Origin of the sequence: Sedimenticola hydrogenitrophicus, from assembly GCF_029017505.1 — a bacterium.
GTDB lineage: Bacteria > Pseudomonadota > Gammaproteobacteria > Chromatiales > Chromatiaceae > Sedimenticola > Sedimenticola hydrogenitrophicus_A.
This window is the reverse complement of the sequence record NZ_JAQGEI010000002.1, coordinates 147,962-164,012: the sequence shown is the minus strand read 5'-3', so window position 1 is coordinate 164,012 and position 16,051 is coordinate 147,962. Positions and strand designations below refer to the sequence as shown.

Genomic DNA, 16,051 nt, shown 5'->3' with positions numbered 1-16,051 from the left:
CATGCTGTAGAGGTACCCTTGCTCGGGTACCGCCGATTCTGAATGAGACACGCAGCGATTGGAATCCAGTTATGAATGCCGGGAAGATAATTTCATTTGAAGGTAAGCGTTCGGGGGAACAGGGGGTCGTTCTCAGGCCCGGTTACCATGGCACCATCAATGCGTGCCGGCAGTTGCTGGTAAAGTTCCTGCCGCAGCGGATGGACGCGCTGTTCGAGCGGCTGGACGATGTGCTCTATACCCAGGCGGACAAGGCCGGGATCGATCACAATCAGACCGCCTATTTTGAATCGATGCGCGTCCTGCGGCGCGAACGCGAGCAGATTCAAAGCACCTTCAACAAGGGAGTGCTGGGGCGCTTCGATCGCTTCTGGACCCATGGGCCGGCGGCCGTCTCCAGGCATACGCTGGAGGGTTCCTATAACAGCGATGAGCTGGGTCTGGTGGAGAGCGATGAACTGGAAGAGGGGCTGGCCATTACCGGCATGGTCTCCAAGGGCAACAACACCTACTACCGTGATCTCTATGCGCTGGATGAGCGGTTCAGCTACCTGCTGCATGGGGTGTCCATGGGCAAGGAGGGCAATCCGCTCGCCCCGGCCGCCTTGTGCGGCGCCTTCGAGCAGGCCATCACCACCCTGGAGGTGACGCTCGCGGTCAAGCTGGTGATCTATAAGCAGTTTGAAAAAGAGCTGATCGGGCATCTCGGTGCGTTCTATGACCAGGCCAATGCCACCCTGGCCAAGGCGGGAATCCTGCCGGGTATCAAGCCGACCATGCGGCGCAATGCACCCTACCAGACGTCGTCCACGGCGTCATCGGGGTATAGCCCGGCGGCCGACAGCGCGACCTATGCGCCGGGAGAGAATCCCGAGATGCAGGCCGAGGTGTTCGCCACCCTGCAACAGTTGCTGCTGCAGCGGCGCCCGGAATCCCTCGCGGCGCCCACCGGGAATGTGCATTATGTCGAATCGGTGAACCTGCTGTCGGCGCTGTCGGTGCTGCAGCATCAGGGCAACATCGCGGAAGCGGCCAACGCGCCGGTGATGGATGCCCGGAGCATGCGCGCCGCGCTGCTGAAGATGCCGCAGATCGGCCAGGCGGCGTCCGGCAGGATGGCGATTGGTCGGGTGGATGAAGACACCATCGATGTCATCTCCATGCTGTTCGAGTTCATCCTCGACGATCCCGGTCTGAGTGACCCCATGCGTGCCCTGTTGGCCAGGCTGCAGATCCCGATGCTCAAGGTGGCCATCCTGGACAAGAGCTTTTTCAGCCGCAAGGATCATCCGGCGCGCCGCCTGCTCAACGTCATGGCGCAGGCGGCGATCGGCTGGACCGAGGAGTCCGGACGTAGCGGTGACGGCCTGTATGCCCGGATCGAATCGGCGGTGAACCGGATCCTGGCCAAGTTCGATGATGACCTGGCGCTGTTCGATGAGCTGTATGAGCAGTTTGCCGCCTTCCTCGAGCGCGAACAACGCGGCGCCCATGTGGCCGAGGAGCGGGCCACTCAGGTGACCCAGGGCAAGGAGGCGCTGGTCGAGGCCAAGCGCCATGTGGCGGATGAGATCGGCCGCTGTCTGTCCAATTACGGCGACGTGCCCGACGTGGTGCAGAACCTGGTGCGGGATGGCTGGAATGATGTGCTGCTGCTGATCTATCTGCGCAAGGGGCGGGAGAGTGACGAGTGGTCGGATGCGGTGAACCTGATGGAGCGCCTGGTCTGGAGCGTGATGCCCAAACCCAGCCACAGTGAGCGTCAGGAGCTGTTGCGTTCCATTCCGGAACTGCTCAAGGGTTTGCGCGCCGGTCTCTCCGGGATCTCCTACAACCAACACAAGATGAATCGGGCCTTCAAGGGGCTGCAGGCGCGTCATCTGGCCTGTCTGCGCGGCGGACGCGCCCTGGATGAAACCCTTACCCAGCAGGCGGACGAAGAGGAACATATCGATGAGGTCGGTGAAGTCATGGAGGAGATCGTGCTGGAATCGGCGGATGCCCATAGTGCCCCGATAGTGAGCGAGCCCGATGCGTTCGATGCCCAGGCCACGAAGCTGGCGCTGGGTACCTGGCTGGAACTGAACGAAGAGGACGGGGCGGTGATCCGCGCCAAACTCTCCTGGCGCAGCAACATCAGTGGCAGCTGCCTGTTCGTCAATCGCCGGGGGATGAAGGTGGCGGAGGTGACACGGCAGGGGCTGGGCGCCTGGCTGCGCAGTGGTAAAGCGGTACTGCTGCCCGAGATCAGTGTGCCGCTGATGGATCGGGCGTTGAACTCATTGGTGGAGACCCTGAACAGCCCCGGATCGAAAAAGCCGGGTGGTGGGAAGGAGCCGTGAAAGTGAATACGTGAGTGGATTACTGTGCCGTTACAGCCCCCGCCCCGCGGGGGTCTTTTTTGTGTGCCCCGGCTCTGGCTGGTGGTTGAGTTCGCGGGCGGTATACAATAGGAAAATTCATTGGACTAGAGGGCACTGTAATGACCGAAAAGATGACCGACTCCGGCCTCAAATATGATGACCTGGTCGAAGGTGAGGGCGCGGTCGCCGCGGCGGGGCAGCGGGTGGTGGTGCACTACACCGGCTGGCTTACGGACGGCCGCAAGTTTGATTCCAGTCTTGACCGCAACGATCCGTTCTCGTTCGCCCTGGGCGCCGGGCAGGTGATCCGTGGGTGGGATGAGGGCGTGCAGGGGATGAAGATCGGCGGCAAGCGCAAACTGACCATACCGCCCCAATTGGGATATGGTGCACGCGGTGCCGGCGGGGTGATTCCTCCCAATGCGACCCTGGTGTTCGAGGTTGAGCTGCTGGAGATCGGCTGAATTGTCCCTGCCAAGCCCGCAAGATATCCAGGCCCAGGTGAGGCTGGCACTGGCGGAGGACCTGGGCACGGGGGACCGGACGGCGGCGCTGATCCCCGCGGATGCCCGCTCCCGGGTCAGGGTAGTCTGCCGGGAAGCGGCGGTGGTCTGTGGGGTCGCCTGGTTTGCCGAGGTGTTCCGCCAGCTGGATCCGGGGATCGTGATCGACTGGTTTTTCCGGGATGGCGAGCTGATCGACGCCGACCGGCTGGTCTGTGAATTGAACGGCAATACCCGGGCGCTGCTGAGCGGTGAGCGGACGGCGCTGAACTACCTGCAGACCCTCTCCGGCACCGCCACCCTGGCCAGGCAGTATGCGGACGCGGTGGCGGGCACCGGGGTGCGAATCCTGGATACCCGCAAGACCGTGCCGGGCCTGCGGCTGCAGCAGAAATATGCCGTCACCTGTGGCGGTTGCCATAATCACCGGATCGGCCTGTTCGATGCCGTGCTGATCAAGGAGAACCATATCAAGGCGGCCGGGTCGGTGACCGCGGCGGTGAAGCGCGCCCAGGCGCTGGCATCGGATATCGAGATCGAAGTGGAAGTGGAGTCACTGGCGGAGCTGGAGGAGGCGCTGGCGGCGGGTGCGCGGCGGATTCTGCTGGATAACTTCACCCCTGAGCTGTTGCGACGGGCGGTGAAACGGGCCGATGGCCAGGCCCGTCTCGAGGCATCGGGTGGGGTCAGCCTGGAGACGATTCGGGAAATTGCCGAGGCCGGCGTGGATGACATCTCGGTCGGCGCCCTGACCAAGGATGTGCGGGCGATCGATCTCTCGATGCGCTTTATCGATCTTTGACGGACTTCAGGCCTTCACGTCGAGCAGGGAACCTAACAGGGCGTCGGCTGTCTTGAATGCTTTGCCCGAGGCGCTGGCCTGCAGGCTGCTTTGGTGAAGTTCCACCAGGGCGCGGACCGCATCCTTGGTCGGAGTCTTGGCGGTCGGCTGGTTGGCACTGGCAATATCCGCCGCGTTGCGGCGCAACTGGCGCATGCCGCGCTGGATGCCCTGCAGGGCGGTATCCGATAGGGGGCTGATGGCCATGGCGGTTATCCGGATAAAGAGAGCTGTTCCCAGCATAGGGATCAAATCGATTCCTGCCAAGGATAAAATAGTCAATAATGTGACTATTTGCAATTAATTGACGCAATATAGGCGGCCAATTATTAATTTCGGCTATTCCCACCGCGGCACAGGGAGGTCGATCCCGGGTTTGTGCGCTTGGCGGTTACCCAAGTGTTTTATGGAAAGTTCGCCTGAGAACTTGCGGTTTTACCCTACAGGCCCACAGGGCCACTATTAATCACACAAAGGAAATTCAATGTCTGTGTCTATCAAACCAATTATCACCGCGGCGGTTCTGGCGACTGCGGCCCTTTCCGTTCAGGCCGCCGAGCTGACCAGCCTGGAACAACGGTTCAGCTATGCCTTGGGTTACCAGTTCGCGCAGCAGCTGCAACAGCAGGGGGTGAAGGTCGAGGGGGCTGCCTTTGGTGCAGCGCTGGATGATGTGCTTGGTGGCAAGACCACCCAGCTGACCCCACAGCAGATGTCCGAGGCGTTCCAGCAGACCAAGGAGGCGATGGCCAAGGCCCAGGAGCAGAAATCGATCGCCGCCAAACAGGCGGGTGAAGAGTTCCTGGCGGAGAACAGCAAGCAGGAGGGCGTGGTGGTCCTGCCCAGCGGGTTGCAGTACCAGGTGCTGCAGGCAGGCACAGGCGAGAAACCGGCGGCCGGGTCCACCGTCACGGTACACTATCGCGGCACCCTGATTTCCGGTGAGGAGTTCGACAGCTCCTACGCCCGTGGCGAGCCCGCCAGTTTCTCGCTGAACGGCGTGATCCCCGGTTTCCGCGAGGGCATCAGCCAGATGAACCAGGGCGCCAAGTGGAAACTGGTTATCCCCGCCAGCCTGGGTTATGGCGAGACCGGTGCGCCCGGCGCCATCGGCCCCAACGAGACCCTGATCTTCGAGGTGGAACTGCTCTCCTTCGAGGCACCCAACGCCCTGCCTGAGTCCCAGGAAGAGAAGAAGGGCGAATAAGGCAACCGAGCATTCCGACCCGCCCGGCATGGGCGGGTTTGGAGCGGGTTTTTACAGACCGCGCAGCTGCCGGGGGCGCAGCCGTTCGCCATGCGCCAGCGCATGGTCGATCCGGGCCAGCAGGGGTTCCCGGTCGCGGGGCAGGTTGCCGGCCAGGGCCAGGGCATTGGAGGCGTGGTTGGAGCGAAAGATGAGTGGTTGGGGTGGTTGGATACCGGCCACCAGCCGACGCTGTTCCCGCAGGATGGCTTGATCGTCCTGGGGGATAAAGGGTTCACCGAACTTCTCCAGGAAGCGCTGCCGCGCGCCGGTCTCCAGAAACAGCTGCAGGGTCGACAGGTAGCTGACCGGGGCACTGTTCAGCAGTTCGATGGTGCCCTGGATGTGCTCCGGCGAGCGGGACTCCCCGCCCAGGCCGAGGATGACCGTGGCCGAGACCTTGAGCCGGCCGCCATGAGCCTTCTCCAGGGCCGTGCGGATACTGCGCGGAGTGGCCCCCTTGGTGATCTTTTTCAGGATCACCCCCGACCCCGACTCGATACCCACGTAGAGCAGATTCAGCTTGCGTCCCCGCAACCGCTCCAGTTCGTCCTCCTGCTTGCGCAGGATGTCGCTCGGGTTGGCATAGCAGGAGACCCGGCTCAGCCGGGGAAACGCCGCGGCCAGCCGGTCCAGGATCGCCAGCAGGTGATCCGTGGGCAGGGTCAGGGCGTCGCCGTCGGCCAGAAACACCCGCTGGGCCTCCGGCCAGGCCCGGGCGGCCTGCTCGATCTCCTGGAACACCACCTCCAGCGGCCGCACGCTGAAGTGCTTCTGCTTGTACATGGAGCAGAACGAACACTGGTTGAAGTGGCACCCCAGGGTGACCTGGATGATCAGGTTGTTGCCCTCGCTGGGGGGCCTGTAGAGCGGCATGTCGTAGCTGAGCATCGCTCAAGGCTCCTGGGGTGGGAACACCAGCCGGGCGCCGCAGAACAGGTTCCGGTCGCCGGCCGCGGCGTGGTGGCGGAAACTGATGCGGCGGAGTGGTGGCTGGCTGTGCAGGCAGCCGCCGCGCAGCACGTGGTGGTCCGCGCTGAACTGCTGTGCGCCCCCCTCCGGCTCGGGGTCCGGCCGGAACTCGCTGTAGGGCTCGAAGCGGTTGGCGCACCACTCCCAGACCCGGCCAGACGTGGTCAAAACCTGGGTGCGCCTGGCCACCTCCCACTGGTACTCGTGCTGCAGCACGGCGCCGCTCAGATCGCCGCCCAGGGAGGCGGTCCAGCGCGCATACGCCTCGGCCTCGTGCCGGGAGATGCCCATTACCGGATCGCCTGGCGGCAGATCGGCCGGGCCGTTCAGGCTCACCCCGTACCACTCACCCTCGGCGTCGCGGCGCCAGTGGTGGGGGTGGTCGGCGATCTCCTGGCGCCAGCGCCAGCCGTCCCCGCTCCAATAGGTCTCGGTGGCGTAGCCCCCCGCCTCCATGAAGGCGAGCCAGGCGGCGTTGCCGACCGGCTGCCGGTCGATGCGGAAGTTGCTCAGGTTCACCACCTGGGCCGGCTGCTCGTTATCACAGGCGGCGGGGTCGCCCTTGGCGCCGATCCGGTAGTGTCCCTGGGAGACGCCCACCAGATCGGCAACCGGCAACGCGGCGTGCAGCGGTTGGGTCACCCGATAGGCCTCCGACTGCCGCAGCCGGCGTTCCACCAGTAGCTGCAGCATCTGTTCGTAAAGGCCGGCTCGGGCCTGGTTGATCAGCAGGATCAGGCGGCCGTCCGCCAGCAGCGGGTGGTCGGGTAGCCGGTCCAGGTTGGCCAGCCGCATCAGGTTCTCGTCCTGCAGCTCCAGGGCCCAGTTCAGCAGATGGTCCTTCGGCGGCAGGCGTTGCCACTGGATCTCCGGCGCCAGGGTGCCCGGGGTAAAGATCTCGGCCACCCGGTCGGTGATGTCGTGCTCATCCTGGACCCGTTGACGCAGCAGCCGGCACTCCAGAAACACGGCGCGGCCGTAAAGCCAGGCGAGGGGGGGCATCGAGTCGTGGAAACAGCGGCGACATTCGCTGTCGCTCAGGGGCTCGATCAGCTGGGTCATCATCTGTTGCAGGGCGCTGAGCTGACCGAGTGGGGGTATGGATTGCATGGGTGTTCGCCGTTACTGCTGTCGGGTGGGTTATGGTAGCCGGTTTCCGGTGTTCAGTCTGCCGCCACGGTCCGGCCCGCGGCCCACGCCCGCAATTGCGTCATCTTCTCCGCCATCACCACCGAAAGCGGGCGGGTACGCTCCAGCTCCTGCAGCAGGTGCCGGGTATCCAGCCGGCTCTCCTGCGCTTGGGCCGCATACAGGGCGGAGACGATCGCCTGTTCAATCTCCGCGCCGGTGAAACCCTCGCTGGCGCCGGTCAGCAGTTCCAGATCGAAGCCGCTGGGCGCCTGGTTGCGCCGCCGCAGGTGGATGTCGAAGATCTCGCGGCGTACCGCCTCTTGCGGCAGGTCGATAAAGAAGATCTCATCCAGCCGCCCCTTGCGGATCAGCTCGGGTGGCAGGCGCTGGATATCGTTGGCGGTGGCGACAATGAATACCTGGCGGCGGTTTTCCGCCATCCAGGTAAGCAGGGTGCCGAGAATGCGCAGCGATACCCCGTCATCGGCCTGGCCGGGTGAGACCCCCTTCTCGATCTCGTCCATCCACAGCACGCAGGGCGCCATGCTCTCGGCGACCTCCAGGGCGCTGCGCAGGTTCTTCTCGGTTTCGCCGATGTACTTGTTGTAGAGGGCACCGAAATCGATCCGCAGCAGCGGCACGCCGAAGGTGCCGGCGACCGCCTTGGCGGCCAGGCTCTTGCCGGCCCCCTGGACCCCCAGCAGCAGGATGCCCCGGGGCTGGTCCAGGCTGGCGCTGTTACCGGCAAATGAGTTGTGCCGATGGCTCAACCACTCCTTGAGGCGCGTCAGACCGGCCACCTCCGCGAAGCTGGCGGTGTCGTATTCGAAGGCGATGACGCCGTCCTGGTTGATCAGTTCGTACTTGGTCTTCATCAAGCCGGGCAGGTCGTCCTGGCTGATGGCGCCGTCGTTCTCGATGGCCGAGCGAATCAGGCGGCGGGCATCGGTGGTGGTGATGCCGGTAAGATTGGCGGCCAGGCGGTCGATGGCCTTGGCGTCAGTCTGCACCTGGCGACGGTTTTCCGACTGCCAGCGCCGCGCCTCCTCCTTGATAAGCATCTTGATCCCGGCACGGTCCGGCAGGCGCAGATTGAAGCGGGCGGTGAGGTGCCTGATCTCGGCCGGCAGGGGGATGTCGTGGCTGAGGAAGATCAGGGTCTTGGCGAGGCGTCCGTGCTCCTGCGCGATCTCCTTGATCAGGCGCACATGGATCGGGTCGTCCAGGAAGGGGTGGAAGTCCAGCAGCAGATAGTAGCCGGCCTGCGAGACCGCCTTGATATGCTTCAGCACTTCCCGTGGTTCCGCGGTAAATTGCTGGGCGCCAAAGTCCGCCTCCAGTCGCCTGAGCCCTTCGGTGACCGTCCACTGAAACATGGGGTGGTTCAGCCGCAGGCCGAGCCGGGCCAGCATCTGGCTGACCCGCACCTCCTCCAGCGACTCGATCACGATGATCGGCGTGTGCGAGGTCAGGATCAGCTCAAGGTCGTGCAGTTCTTTCATCGGTTGTCCTGTGTTGGGTGTGGCCCGCGCCACTTTATCAGCCTTTCCCGGCAACCGCAGCAGCCGGGCATGCGGTGGCGGCACTTGGGGAGATGCCGGGGGAGACACTGGGGCGCAATTGTTATTGATCAATCCCAATCGGCGCGGAATGGCTTATCATAGCGGGGCGACAAGATGTTGTGCCGGGTGGTGCAAACGAGAAATGGTGGAGCACAATTGGACCTGTCATTACCGCTGGCGTTTACCGTCGGGCTGTTCAGCGCGGTGCACTGCATCGGCATGTGTGGCGGCATCATGGGTGCGCTGAGCTACGGCTTGCCGCCCGAGCTGCGCCAGAACAGCCTGCGGTTTTTGCTTTTTCTGCTGGCCTACAACAGTGGCCGGGTGCTCAGTTACGCCGCCGCCGGGGCCTTGATCGGTCTGTTGGGTGGCACCCTGCTGGAGGCACTCGGCCCGGGGCAGGGGCACCGCTGGCTGCAGTGGATTGCCGCCCTGATTATGGTGCTGATCGGCCTGCATGTGGCCGGCTGGCTGCCGCGGCTGGCCCAGGTGGAGCGGATCGGCGCGCCCTTATGGCGGCGGCTCGAACCGCTGGGCCGGCGACTGATGCCGGTGCAATCGATACCGCAGGCGCTGGCCTATGGAGCGGTGTGGGGCTGGCTGCCCTGCGGGCTGGTGTACACCATGCTGATCTCCACCGCCACCAAGGTGGGGCCGCTGAGCGGTGCGCTCTATATGGCGGCGTTTGGCCTGGGTACACTACCGGCGGTGGTGGCGACCGGTCTGCTGGCCGGGCGGCTCTACCGCTACGCCAATAACCCCTATTTGAAGGTGGTTGTCGGGTTGGTTATCATACTGATCGGCCTGTTGACCCTATGGTTCCCGGAGTTGCTGGATGTCACGTCCTATCAGCAGCCCCAAATTGACAGCGAGTGATACGGTTATGAACAGTGTTGCAGAGAAGATGTACGGCAGCTCACCCGTATTCAGCCGGGCAGTGCATGCCGCGCGCATGGTGGCGGGTACCGATGCTACCGTGCTGATCACCGGCGAGCCGGGGTCTGGCAAGGCGTCGATGGCCCGGGAGATCCACGCGGCGAGCCGTCGCTCCCAGGGCGTCTTTCGAGTAATCGCTTGTGCCGGGATCGAGGAACATCAGTTTGGGACGGAGCTGATGGCCACCACCAGCGGTGCCACCCTGTACCTGGACGAGGTGGCGGATCTGTCGCTGGAGGCACAGGCCAAGCTGCTGCATTTTCTCGAGTCGGTTGAGGCGCGGCATAGCGGGTTCCCCATGGTGCGGGTGCTTGCCTCCACCGGCCGGGATCTGCACGCCTTGCAGCTGGCGGGGCAGTTCCGCGAGGACCTCTACTACCGGCTGCACGTGGTGCCGCTGCCGCTGCCGCCGCTGCGTGAACGGGCCGACGATATCGTGCTGCTGCTGAAACAGTTCACCGCCGATCTGGCCCGCCATCATGGTCGCAAGGCCCCGCGTTACTCGGTCACCGCGCGCCATCTGGTGAAACAGTACCGCTGGCCGGGCAACGTGCGCGAACTGCGCAATTTTTGCGAACGCATGGTGATCCTGATGCCGGGCGCCATCGTGCAGCCGGCCGACATGCCGCTGGAGATGCGGCGCGACAACTCCACGGCCGCCCGGCCGGGGCTGTTCTCCCTGCCCGAGGGCGGGGTCGACCTGTTTGCCCTGGAGGGCGATATTATCCGCCAGGCGATCTGCATGAGCGGTGGCAACCGCAGCAAGGCGGCACGCCTGCTGGGGCTGACCCGCGACACCCTGCTCTATCGCATTCAGAAACACGCCATCGAACTTTGATCGGCGTTTCTGGTGCGGCGGTGAGAAATCCGGGCTGGAGTTCCGCGTGCCCACCGTTTCCCCGGCCCGCCCGGGTAGGCACGGGGGCCTGCCCCTAGGAACGGCTTCACCCCTCAGGTGTTCAACGTCCCCGTAGGGGCAACCCCCCGTGGTTGCCCGAAACCTCCGGCTGCACCCCGACCCAGGGCAGGCACGGGGGCCTGCCCCTACGAACGGCTCGCCCGCTCGGTGTTCAACGTCCCCGTAGGGGCAACCCCCCGTGGTTGCCCGATACCTCCGGGTTGCACCCGACCCGGGCAGGCACGGGGGCCTGCCCCTACGAACGGATCGCCCGCCCGGTGTTCAACGTCCCCGTAGGGGCAACCCCCCGTGGTTGCCCGAAACCTCCGGTTGCACCCCGACCCCGGGCAGGCACGGGGGCCTGCCCCTACGCCTTCCCCTACAACCAGCGCTCGACAATGCGGATGCCGGTGTCCTCCGGCGAGTTGCGGATGGCAAAGCCCAACCGGCGCATCAGCGAGAGCATGCGGTTGTTGTCCGACAATACCTCGCCCTCGATCATGCGGATGCCCCGGGTACGGGCCGCCTCCATCAGCGCCTCCATCAATTTCGAGCCGATCCCCATGCGCCGCTTGGTGTCCAGCACCGCCAGGGCAAACTCGCAGGACTGGCTGTCGGGGTTGACGGTGTAGCGGGCCACCCCCAGTTGGGTGCGTTTGCCGTTCTCGTTGATCACCGCGATCAGCGCCATCTCCCGGTCGTAGTCGGGCTGGGTGAAGCGCGCCAGCATCTCGGGGGTCAGCTCGTCGATGGTCTGCATGAAGCGGAAATACTTCGCCTCTGGTGACATGTTGCGCACGAACTCCTGCTCCGTGTCGGCATCTTCCGGGCGGATCGGGCGGATGGTCAGCTCGGTGCCGTCGGGCAGGTGGAAGCGGTTGACCAGTTGCGAGGGGTAGGGGTGGATGGCCATGTGGGCGTAGGGGATGGGACCGGTGGACGGCCGGGCCACGCGGATGCGTACATCCGCCGCCACCACGCCATGCTCGTCCGCCAGCAGTGGGTTGATATCCATCTCCTTGATATGGGGCAGCTCGCAGACCATGTCCGAGACCCGCAGCAGCACATGCTCGACCTCCTCCGGGTCGACCGCCGACATCTGCCGGAACGGCTCCAGCAGTTTAGCGGCGCGGGTGCGGGCGATCAGCCGCTGCGCCAGCAGGCTGTTCAGCGGCGGCAGCGCCACGGCGCTGTCGCGCAGGATCTCCACCGCGGTGCCGCCGGAACCGAAGGCGATCACCGGGCCGAATACCGGGTCCCGCTTCACCCCCACCATCAGTTCCCGGGTGTTCGGGTTGGAGGACATGGGCTCCACCGTGACGCCGAGTATCTTCACCTCCGGGTGGCGCTTCTGCACCGACTCCACCAGCGACTTGAAGGCGCTGTGCACCTCCGGGGCGTTGTTGATATTCAGCCGCACCCCGCCCACATCCGATTTGTGTGTGATATCGGGGGAGTTGATCTTCAGCACCACCGGGAAGCCGACCGTCTCCGCCGCTACCAGGGCCTGGGTTGGGGTGGCGGCCTCGATGGTCTGGGTGCAGGGGATGTGGAAGGCGCGCAACACCGCCTTGGACTCCAGGTCGGAGAGCAGTTCCCGGCCCTCGGCCAGGGCCGCCTCCATGATCAGCCGCACCCCCTCCACGTCGGGGTCGCGCAGGTCCGAGAGCGGGCCCGGCGTCTGCAACAGCAGTTTCTGGTTCTGGCAGTGGCGGGAGAGGTAGGCAAACGCCTCTACCGCCCGCTCCGGGGTGATGAAGCTGGGCAGGTGGTTGGCCGACAGCCGTTCCCGGGCATTGCGGATGCGGGTCTCGCCCATCCAGCAGGCCAATACCGGCTTGCCCTTCCTCCCCTTGGCCGCCTCGATTACCGCCTGGGCCGAGTCCAGGGGATTACTCATGGGCAGCGGGGTGAACAGGGTGAGTATGCCGTCCACACCCGGGTCCTTGAGGCACGCCTTGACTGCCTCGCCATAGGCCTCCGGTCCGGCATCGCCGGTGATGTCGATGGGGTTGCCGTGGGACCAGTGGACCGGCAGGTGCTTGTCCAGTTCGACCACGGTCTCGGCGCCGAGCTGGGCGATCTCGACCCGCAGATCCTCCGCGCGGTCGGTTGCCAGGATGCCGGGACCACCACCGTTGGTGATAATGGCCAGCCGGTTGCCGTTGACCTTTTTTCCGGCGGAGAGGATCTCGGCGGCGGCGAACAGCTGGCCGAAGGTCATCGCCCGGACCACGCCGGCCCGCTCCAGCGCCGCGTCAAAGACGTCGTCGGAACCGATCATGGCCCCGGTGTGGGTGCTGGCCGCCTGCGATCCCCGGGCATGCCGGCCCACCTTGAGCACGATCACCGGCTTGGAGCGGGCCGCCGTGCGCAGCCCGCTCATGAAGGCCCGGGCATCGTGTATGCCCTCGATGTAGAGCAGGATGGCCGTGGTCTTATAATCCGAGGCGAGGTAATCCAGGACATCGCCAAAATCGATATCGCTGGCATTGCCCAGGGAGACCACGGTGGAGAAACCGAGCTGGTGGGGTTTGGCCCAGTCCAGGATGGCGGTGCAGAGGGCGCCGGACTGGGAGACCAGCGCCAGGCCGCCGGCGGGGGCGGGGGTCTCCAGGAAGGTGGCGTCCAGGCCCACGCTGGGGCGCATCAGCCCCAGGCAGTTGGGGCCGACCAGGCGCAGGTTGTAGTGTTTGGCGGTCTCCAGGATCGACTGCTCGATGCGCGCGCCGGCCGGTCCGGTCTCGCGGAAACCCGAGGTCAGCACCACGGCGGCCCGCACCCCCTGTTCCCCGCATTCGCGGATGATGCCGGGTACGGTTTTGCTGGGCGAGGCGATGACCGCCAGATCCACCGGAAGCTCGATATCGCCGATCGCCTTGAAACAGGCGCGACCCTGGACCGATTTATGTCCGGGATTGATCGGATAGAGTTCCCCCTTGAAACCGGCCTGGAGCAGATTCTTGAACACGCGGGTGCCGACACTGTCGGGTCTTTCACTGGCGCCGAATACAGCGATGCTTTCGGGTGAGAACAGGGAGTCGAGGTGGTGTGGGCCCATGGTCTTTTTGCCTGTTGCGTGGGAAAAGCATAGAGTAGCTAGGTAAAGTGTATTTTACATTTTTTGAGGGTTGAGTTTTGCCTATAGCCTACATTTCCCATCCCGATTGCCTGTTGCATGATGTTGGTCAAGATCATCCGGAGCAGCCGAGACGCCTGCGTGCGATACAGGATCTGCTGATCAGTACCGGTATGGAGCTTGCCCTGAATCAGTATGAGGCCCCGCTGGTAAAACGCGAACAGCTGGAGTTGGCCCACGACCCCGACTACATCAGCATGCTGTTCAGCGACGCGCCCCATGAGGGGATCCTGGAGCTGGATGGCGATACCTTCATGATGCCGAAAACACTGGATGCGGCGTTGCGGGCGGCCGGCGCGGTGGTGCTGGGTGTTGATCTGGTGTTGAGGAAAGAGGTGACCGCGGCGTTCTGCGCGGTGCGGCCGCCGGGCCATCACGCCGAGCGCGATCGCGCCATGGGCTTCTGCTATTTCAACAACGTCGCGGTGGGCGCGGCCTACGCGATCGCCCGGCACGGCCTGGAGCGGGTGGCGATTATCGATTTCGACGTGCATCACGGCAACGGCACCGAACACATCTTCGCCAGCGATCCGCGGGTGCTGTTCTGCTCCAGCTTCCAGCACCCGTTCTACCCCTTCACCGGGCACGAGACCGAGACCGACCATATCGTCAACATCACCCTGCCGGCCGGCTCCAACGGTCAGGAGTTCCGCAAGCAGGTGGAGGCGCACTGGCTACCGGCGCTGCACCACTTCCAGCCGCAACTGGTGATGATCTCGGCCGGCTTCGACGCCCACGTCTCGGACGACATGAGCCACCTGCGGCTGCGCGAGGCGGACTATGACTGGGTCACCACCCGGATCAAGGAGATCGCCGACCGCTATGCCGAGGGGCGCATCGTCTCGACCCTTGAGGGGGGCTATGAGCACGGCTCCCTGGCGCGCAGCGTGCTGGCGCACCTGGATGCGCTGCTGGGACATCGTTAGCCTGGCAGGCGCGGCTCATGTGCCCATCAATCATGATTGATGCGGTTCGTTTCACTCACCGCATCCTACAACAAGCATGCCGAAAGAATCGTAGGATGCCGGTGAGCTTGCGAACCGCATCATCTGCTGACTACAGCAAGGCAAGCGACAACCACGGCCAGTAGGTGATGATCAGCAGCGCCGCCAGCAGGATCAGGAACCAGGGCAGGGTGGCGAGATAGAGTTGCAGCACCGGCTTGTTGAAGCGGTAGCTGGCGATGAACAGGTTCATCCCCACCGGCGGGGTGAAGTAGCCGATCTGCATATTGGCCAGGAAGATGATGCCGAGGTGCACCGGGTCGATGCCGTAACCGATGGCGATCGGCAGCAGCAGCGGCACCATCAGCACCAGGGCGGAGAAGATATCCAGCATCGTGCCGAGGAGCAGCAGGAAGATGTTGAGCAGGATCAGGAAGGTCAGCTTGTTGCTGACCAGCTCGCGGATGGTGTCGAACAGCAGGCGCGGTATGCCGGCGTCGATCAGGTAGTTGGTGGAGGCCAACGACAGACCGAGGATCACCAGGATGCCGCCCACCAGCACCATGGACTCGCGCATCACCCGCGGCAGTTTGCCGAACGGGATCTCCCGCAGGATCAGCACCTCCACCAGCAGCACGTAGCAGGCGGTCACCGCGGCGGCCTCGGAGATGGCGAAGTAGCCGCTGTAGATACCCCCCAGCACAAGGAACGGCAGCGGCAGTTCCCAGATGGCGCCTTTCATGGCCGCCAGCGCCTCGGCGGGCGAGAAGGGGGTCAGGGGCAGGGCGCGGTTGGAGTAGATCGACCAGGCGGCCAGCAGGCTCAGCATCAGCAGGCCGGGCAGGATCCCGGCCAGGAACATGGCATCCACGGTGATGTTGTGGGCGATGCCCAGCTGCTGGGCAATCACCGCATAGAGGATCAGCGGCAGTGCCGGGGCGAACAGCAGGCCGAGACTGCCGGAGGTGGTGACCAGGCCGAGACTGAAGTTGTCCCGGTAACCGGACTGGGTCAGGGCCGGGTAGAGCAGGGCGCCGAGGGCGACGATGGTGACGCCGGAGGCCCCGGTAAAGGCGGTGAACAGGGCGCAGGCGACCAGCGAGACCAGCGCCAGGCCGCCCGGCATCCAGCCCAGCAGCGCCTGGGTCAGGCGCACCAGGCGGCGCGGGGCACCGCTCTCGCTCAGCAGGTAACCGGCGAAGGTGAACAGCGGGATCGCCAGCAGCACCGGCATCTCGGCGATGCGGTAGAACTCGATCGCCACCACCGAGAGATCGATTTCGGAGCGGTAGAAGCCGAGCATGGCGCTGGCGGCGATGATACTGAACAGCGGCGCCCCCAGCAGCGCCAGCAACAGCAGCAACAGGCCGGCCAGGATCATCCTGGATTCCTCAGTTGACCGCTTCGAGCTACATGTAAGCCATTAATATGCAAATAGTTACTCTGCAATCGTCGATCCACCCATCGGGTGAAGGCCGCTACGATCGCCAGTGCAGGCACCGCGCGGCGTCTGGCT

At 64.6% G+C, this 16,051-nt stretch carries 13 protein-coding genes; 7 read left to right on the top strand and 6 right to left on the bottom strand.

The window, feature by feature from the left end; all coding sequences use genetic code 11:
- The first annotated feature begins 71 nt into the window (after positions 1-71).
- The 3 genes from O9K64_RS02140 (at position 72) to nadC (ending at position 3,668) form a co-directional block, all read left to right on the top strand.
- The gene (locus tag O9K64_RS02140) at positions 72-2,342 is read left to right on the top strand and encodes a DUF1631 domain-containing protein (RefSeq protein ID WP_275096426.1); all 2,271 of its coding nucleotides are present in this window, start codon (positions 72-74) and stop codon (positions 2,340-2,342) included.
- A 140-nt stretch (positions 2,343-2,482) separates the two neighbouring features.
- Positions 2,483-2,827: an FKBP-type peptidyl-prolyl cis-trans isomerase gene (locus O9K64_RS02135; protein ID WP_275096425.1), complete on the top strand. Its 345-nt coding sequence runs from the start codon at positions 2,483-2,485 to the stop codon at positions 2,825-2,827.
- On the top strand, positions 2,784-3,668 hold the full coding sequence (gene nadC, locus O9K64_RS02130) for a carboxylating nicotinate-nucleotide diphosphorylase (RefSeq protein ID WP_275096424.1): 885 nt from the start codon (positions 2,784-2,786) through the stop codon (positions 3,666-3,668). Before O9K64_RS02135 ends, nadC begins: the two co-directional genes overlap by 44 nt.
- A 6-nt stretch (positions 3,669-3,674) precedes the next feature.
- On the opposite strand, the gene O9K64_RS02125 is transcribed toward nadC, so the two are convergent.
- Positions 3,675-3,914: a hypothetical protein gene (locus O9K64_RS02125; protein ID WP_275096423.1), complete on the bottom strand. Its 240-nt coding sequence runs from the start codon at positions 3,912-3,914 to the stop codon at positions 3,675-3,677.
- A 277-nt stretch (positions 3,915-4,191) separates the two neighbouring features.
- Here O9K64_RS02125 and O9K64_RS02120 point away from each other — a divergent pair, with 277 nt between their 5' ends.
- On the top strand, positions 4,192-4,914 hold the full coding sequence (locus tag O9K64_RS02120) for an FKBP-type peptidyl-prolyl cis-trans isomerase (RefSeq protein ID WP_275096422.1): 723 nt from the start codon (positions 4,192-4,194) through the stop codon (positions 4,912-4,914).
- Positions 4,915-4,965: 51 nt separating this feature from the next.
- Here the strand turns inward: O9K64_RS02120 and O9K64_RS02115 are convergent, their stop codons facing one another.
- From O9K64_RS02115 to O9K64_RS02105, 3 genes are read right to left on the bottom strand one after another with little or no spacing between them, the layout of a single operon-like run.
- On the bottom strand, positions 4,966-5,844 hold the full coding sequence (locus O9K64_RS02115) for a radical SAM protein (protein WP_275096421.1): 879 nt from the start codon (positions 5,842-5,844) through the stop codon (positions 4,966-4,968).
- A gap of 3 nt (positions 5,845-5,847) precedes the next feature.
- Entirely contained in the window at positions 5,848-7,035 is a 1,188-nt protein-coding gene (locus tag O9K64_RS02110) for an SUMF1/EgtB/PvdO family nonheme iron enzyme (RefSeq protein ID WP_275096420.1), read from the bottom strand.
- Between the two features lie 53 nt (positions 7,036-7,088).
- Entirely contained in the window at positions 7,089-8,558 is a 1,470-nt protein-coding gene (locus O9K64_RS02105) for an AAA family ATPase (protein WP_275096419.1), read from the bottom strand.
- Positions 8,559-8,774: 216 nt separating this feature from the next.
- Between O9K64_RS02105 and O9K64_RS02100 the strand changes: the two genes are divergently transcribed.
- Together O9K64_RS02100 and O9K64_RS02095 are read left to right on the top strand one after the other, a co-directional pair.
- Complete coding sequence (locus tag O9K64_RS02100; RefSeq protein WP_275096418.1) at positions 8,775-9,494, top strand: sulfite exporter TauE/SafE family protein; 720 nt, start codon at positions 8,775-8,777, stop codon at positions 9,492-9,494.
- Positions 9,495-9,501: 7 nt separating this feature from the next.
- Positions 9,502-10,392, top strand: coding sequence for a sigma 54-interacting transcriptional regulator (locus O9K64_RS02095; protein WP_275096416.1), 891 nt, complete (start codon positions 9,502-9,504; stop codon positions 10,390-10,392).
- A 439-nt stretch (positions 10,393-10,831) separates the two neighbouring features.
- Here the strand turns inward: O9K64_RS02095 and O9K64_RS02090 are convergent, their stop codons facing one another.
- Complete coding sequence (locus tag O9K64_RS02090; protein ID WP_275096415.1) at positions 10,832-13,513, bottom strand: bifunctional acetate--CoA ligase family protein/GNAT family N-acetyltransferase; 2,682 nt, start codon at positions 13,511-13,513, stop codon at positions 10,832-10,834.
- Positions 13,514-13,626: 113 nt separating this feature from the next.
- On the opposite strand from O9K64_RS02090, the gene O9K64_RS02085 reads away from it, so the two are divergent.
- The gene (locus O9K64_RS02085; protein ID WP_335342215.1) at positions 13,627-14,517 is read left to right on the top strand and encodes a histone deacetylase family protein; all 891 of its coding nucleotides are present in this window, start codon (positions 13,627-13,629) and stop codon (positions 14,515-14,517) included.
- 130 nt (positions 14,518-14,647) lie between these two features.
- Here O9K64_RS02085 and O9K64_RS02080 read toward each other — a convergent pair whose 3' ends face one another.
- A complete protein-coding gene (locus tag O9K64_RS02080) occupies positions 14,648-15,916 on the bottom strand; it encodes a TRAP transporter large permease (protein ID WP_275096413.1) in 1,269 nt (422 codons plus the stop codon).
- Between the last annotated feature and the right edge of the window lie 135 nt (positions 15,917-16,051).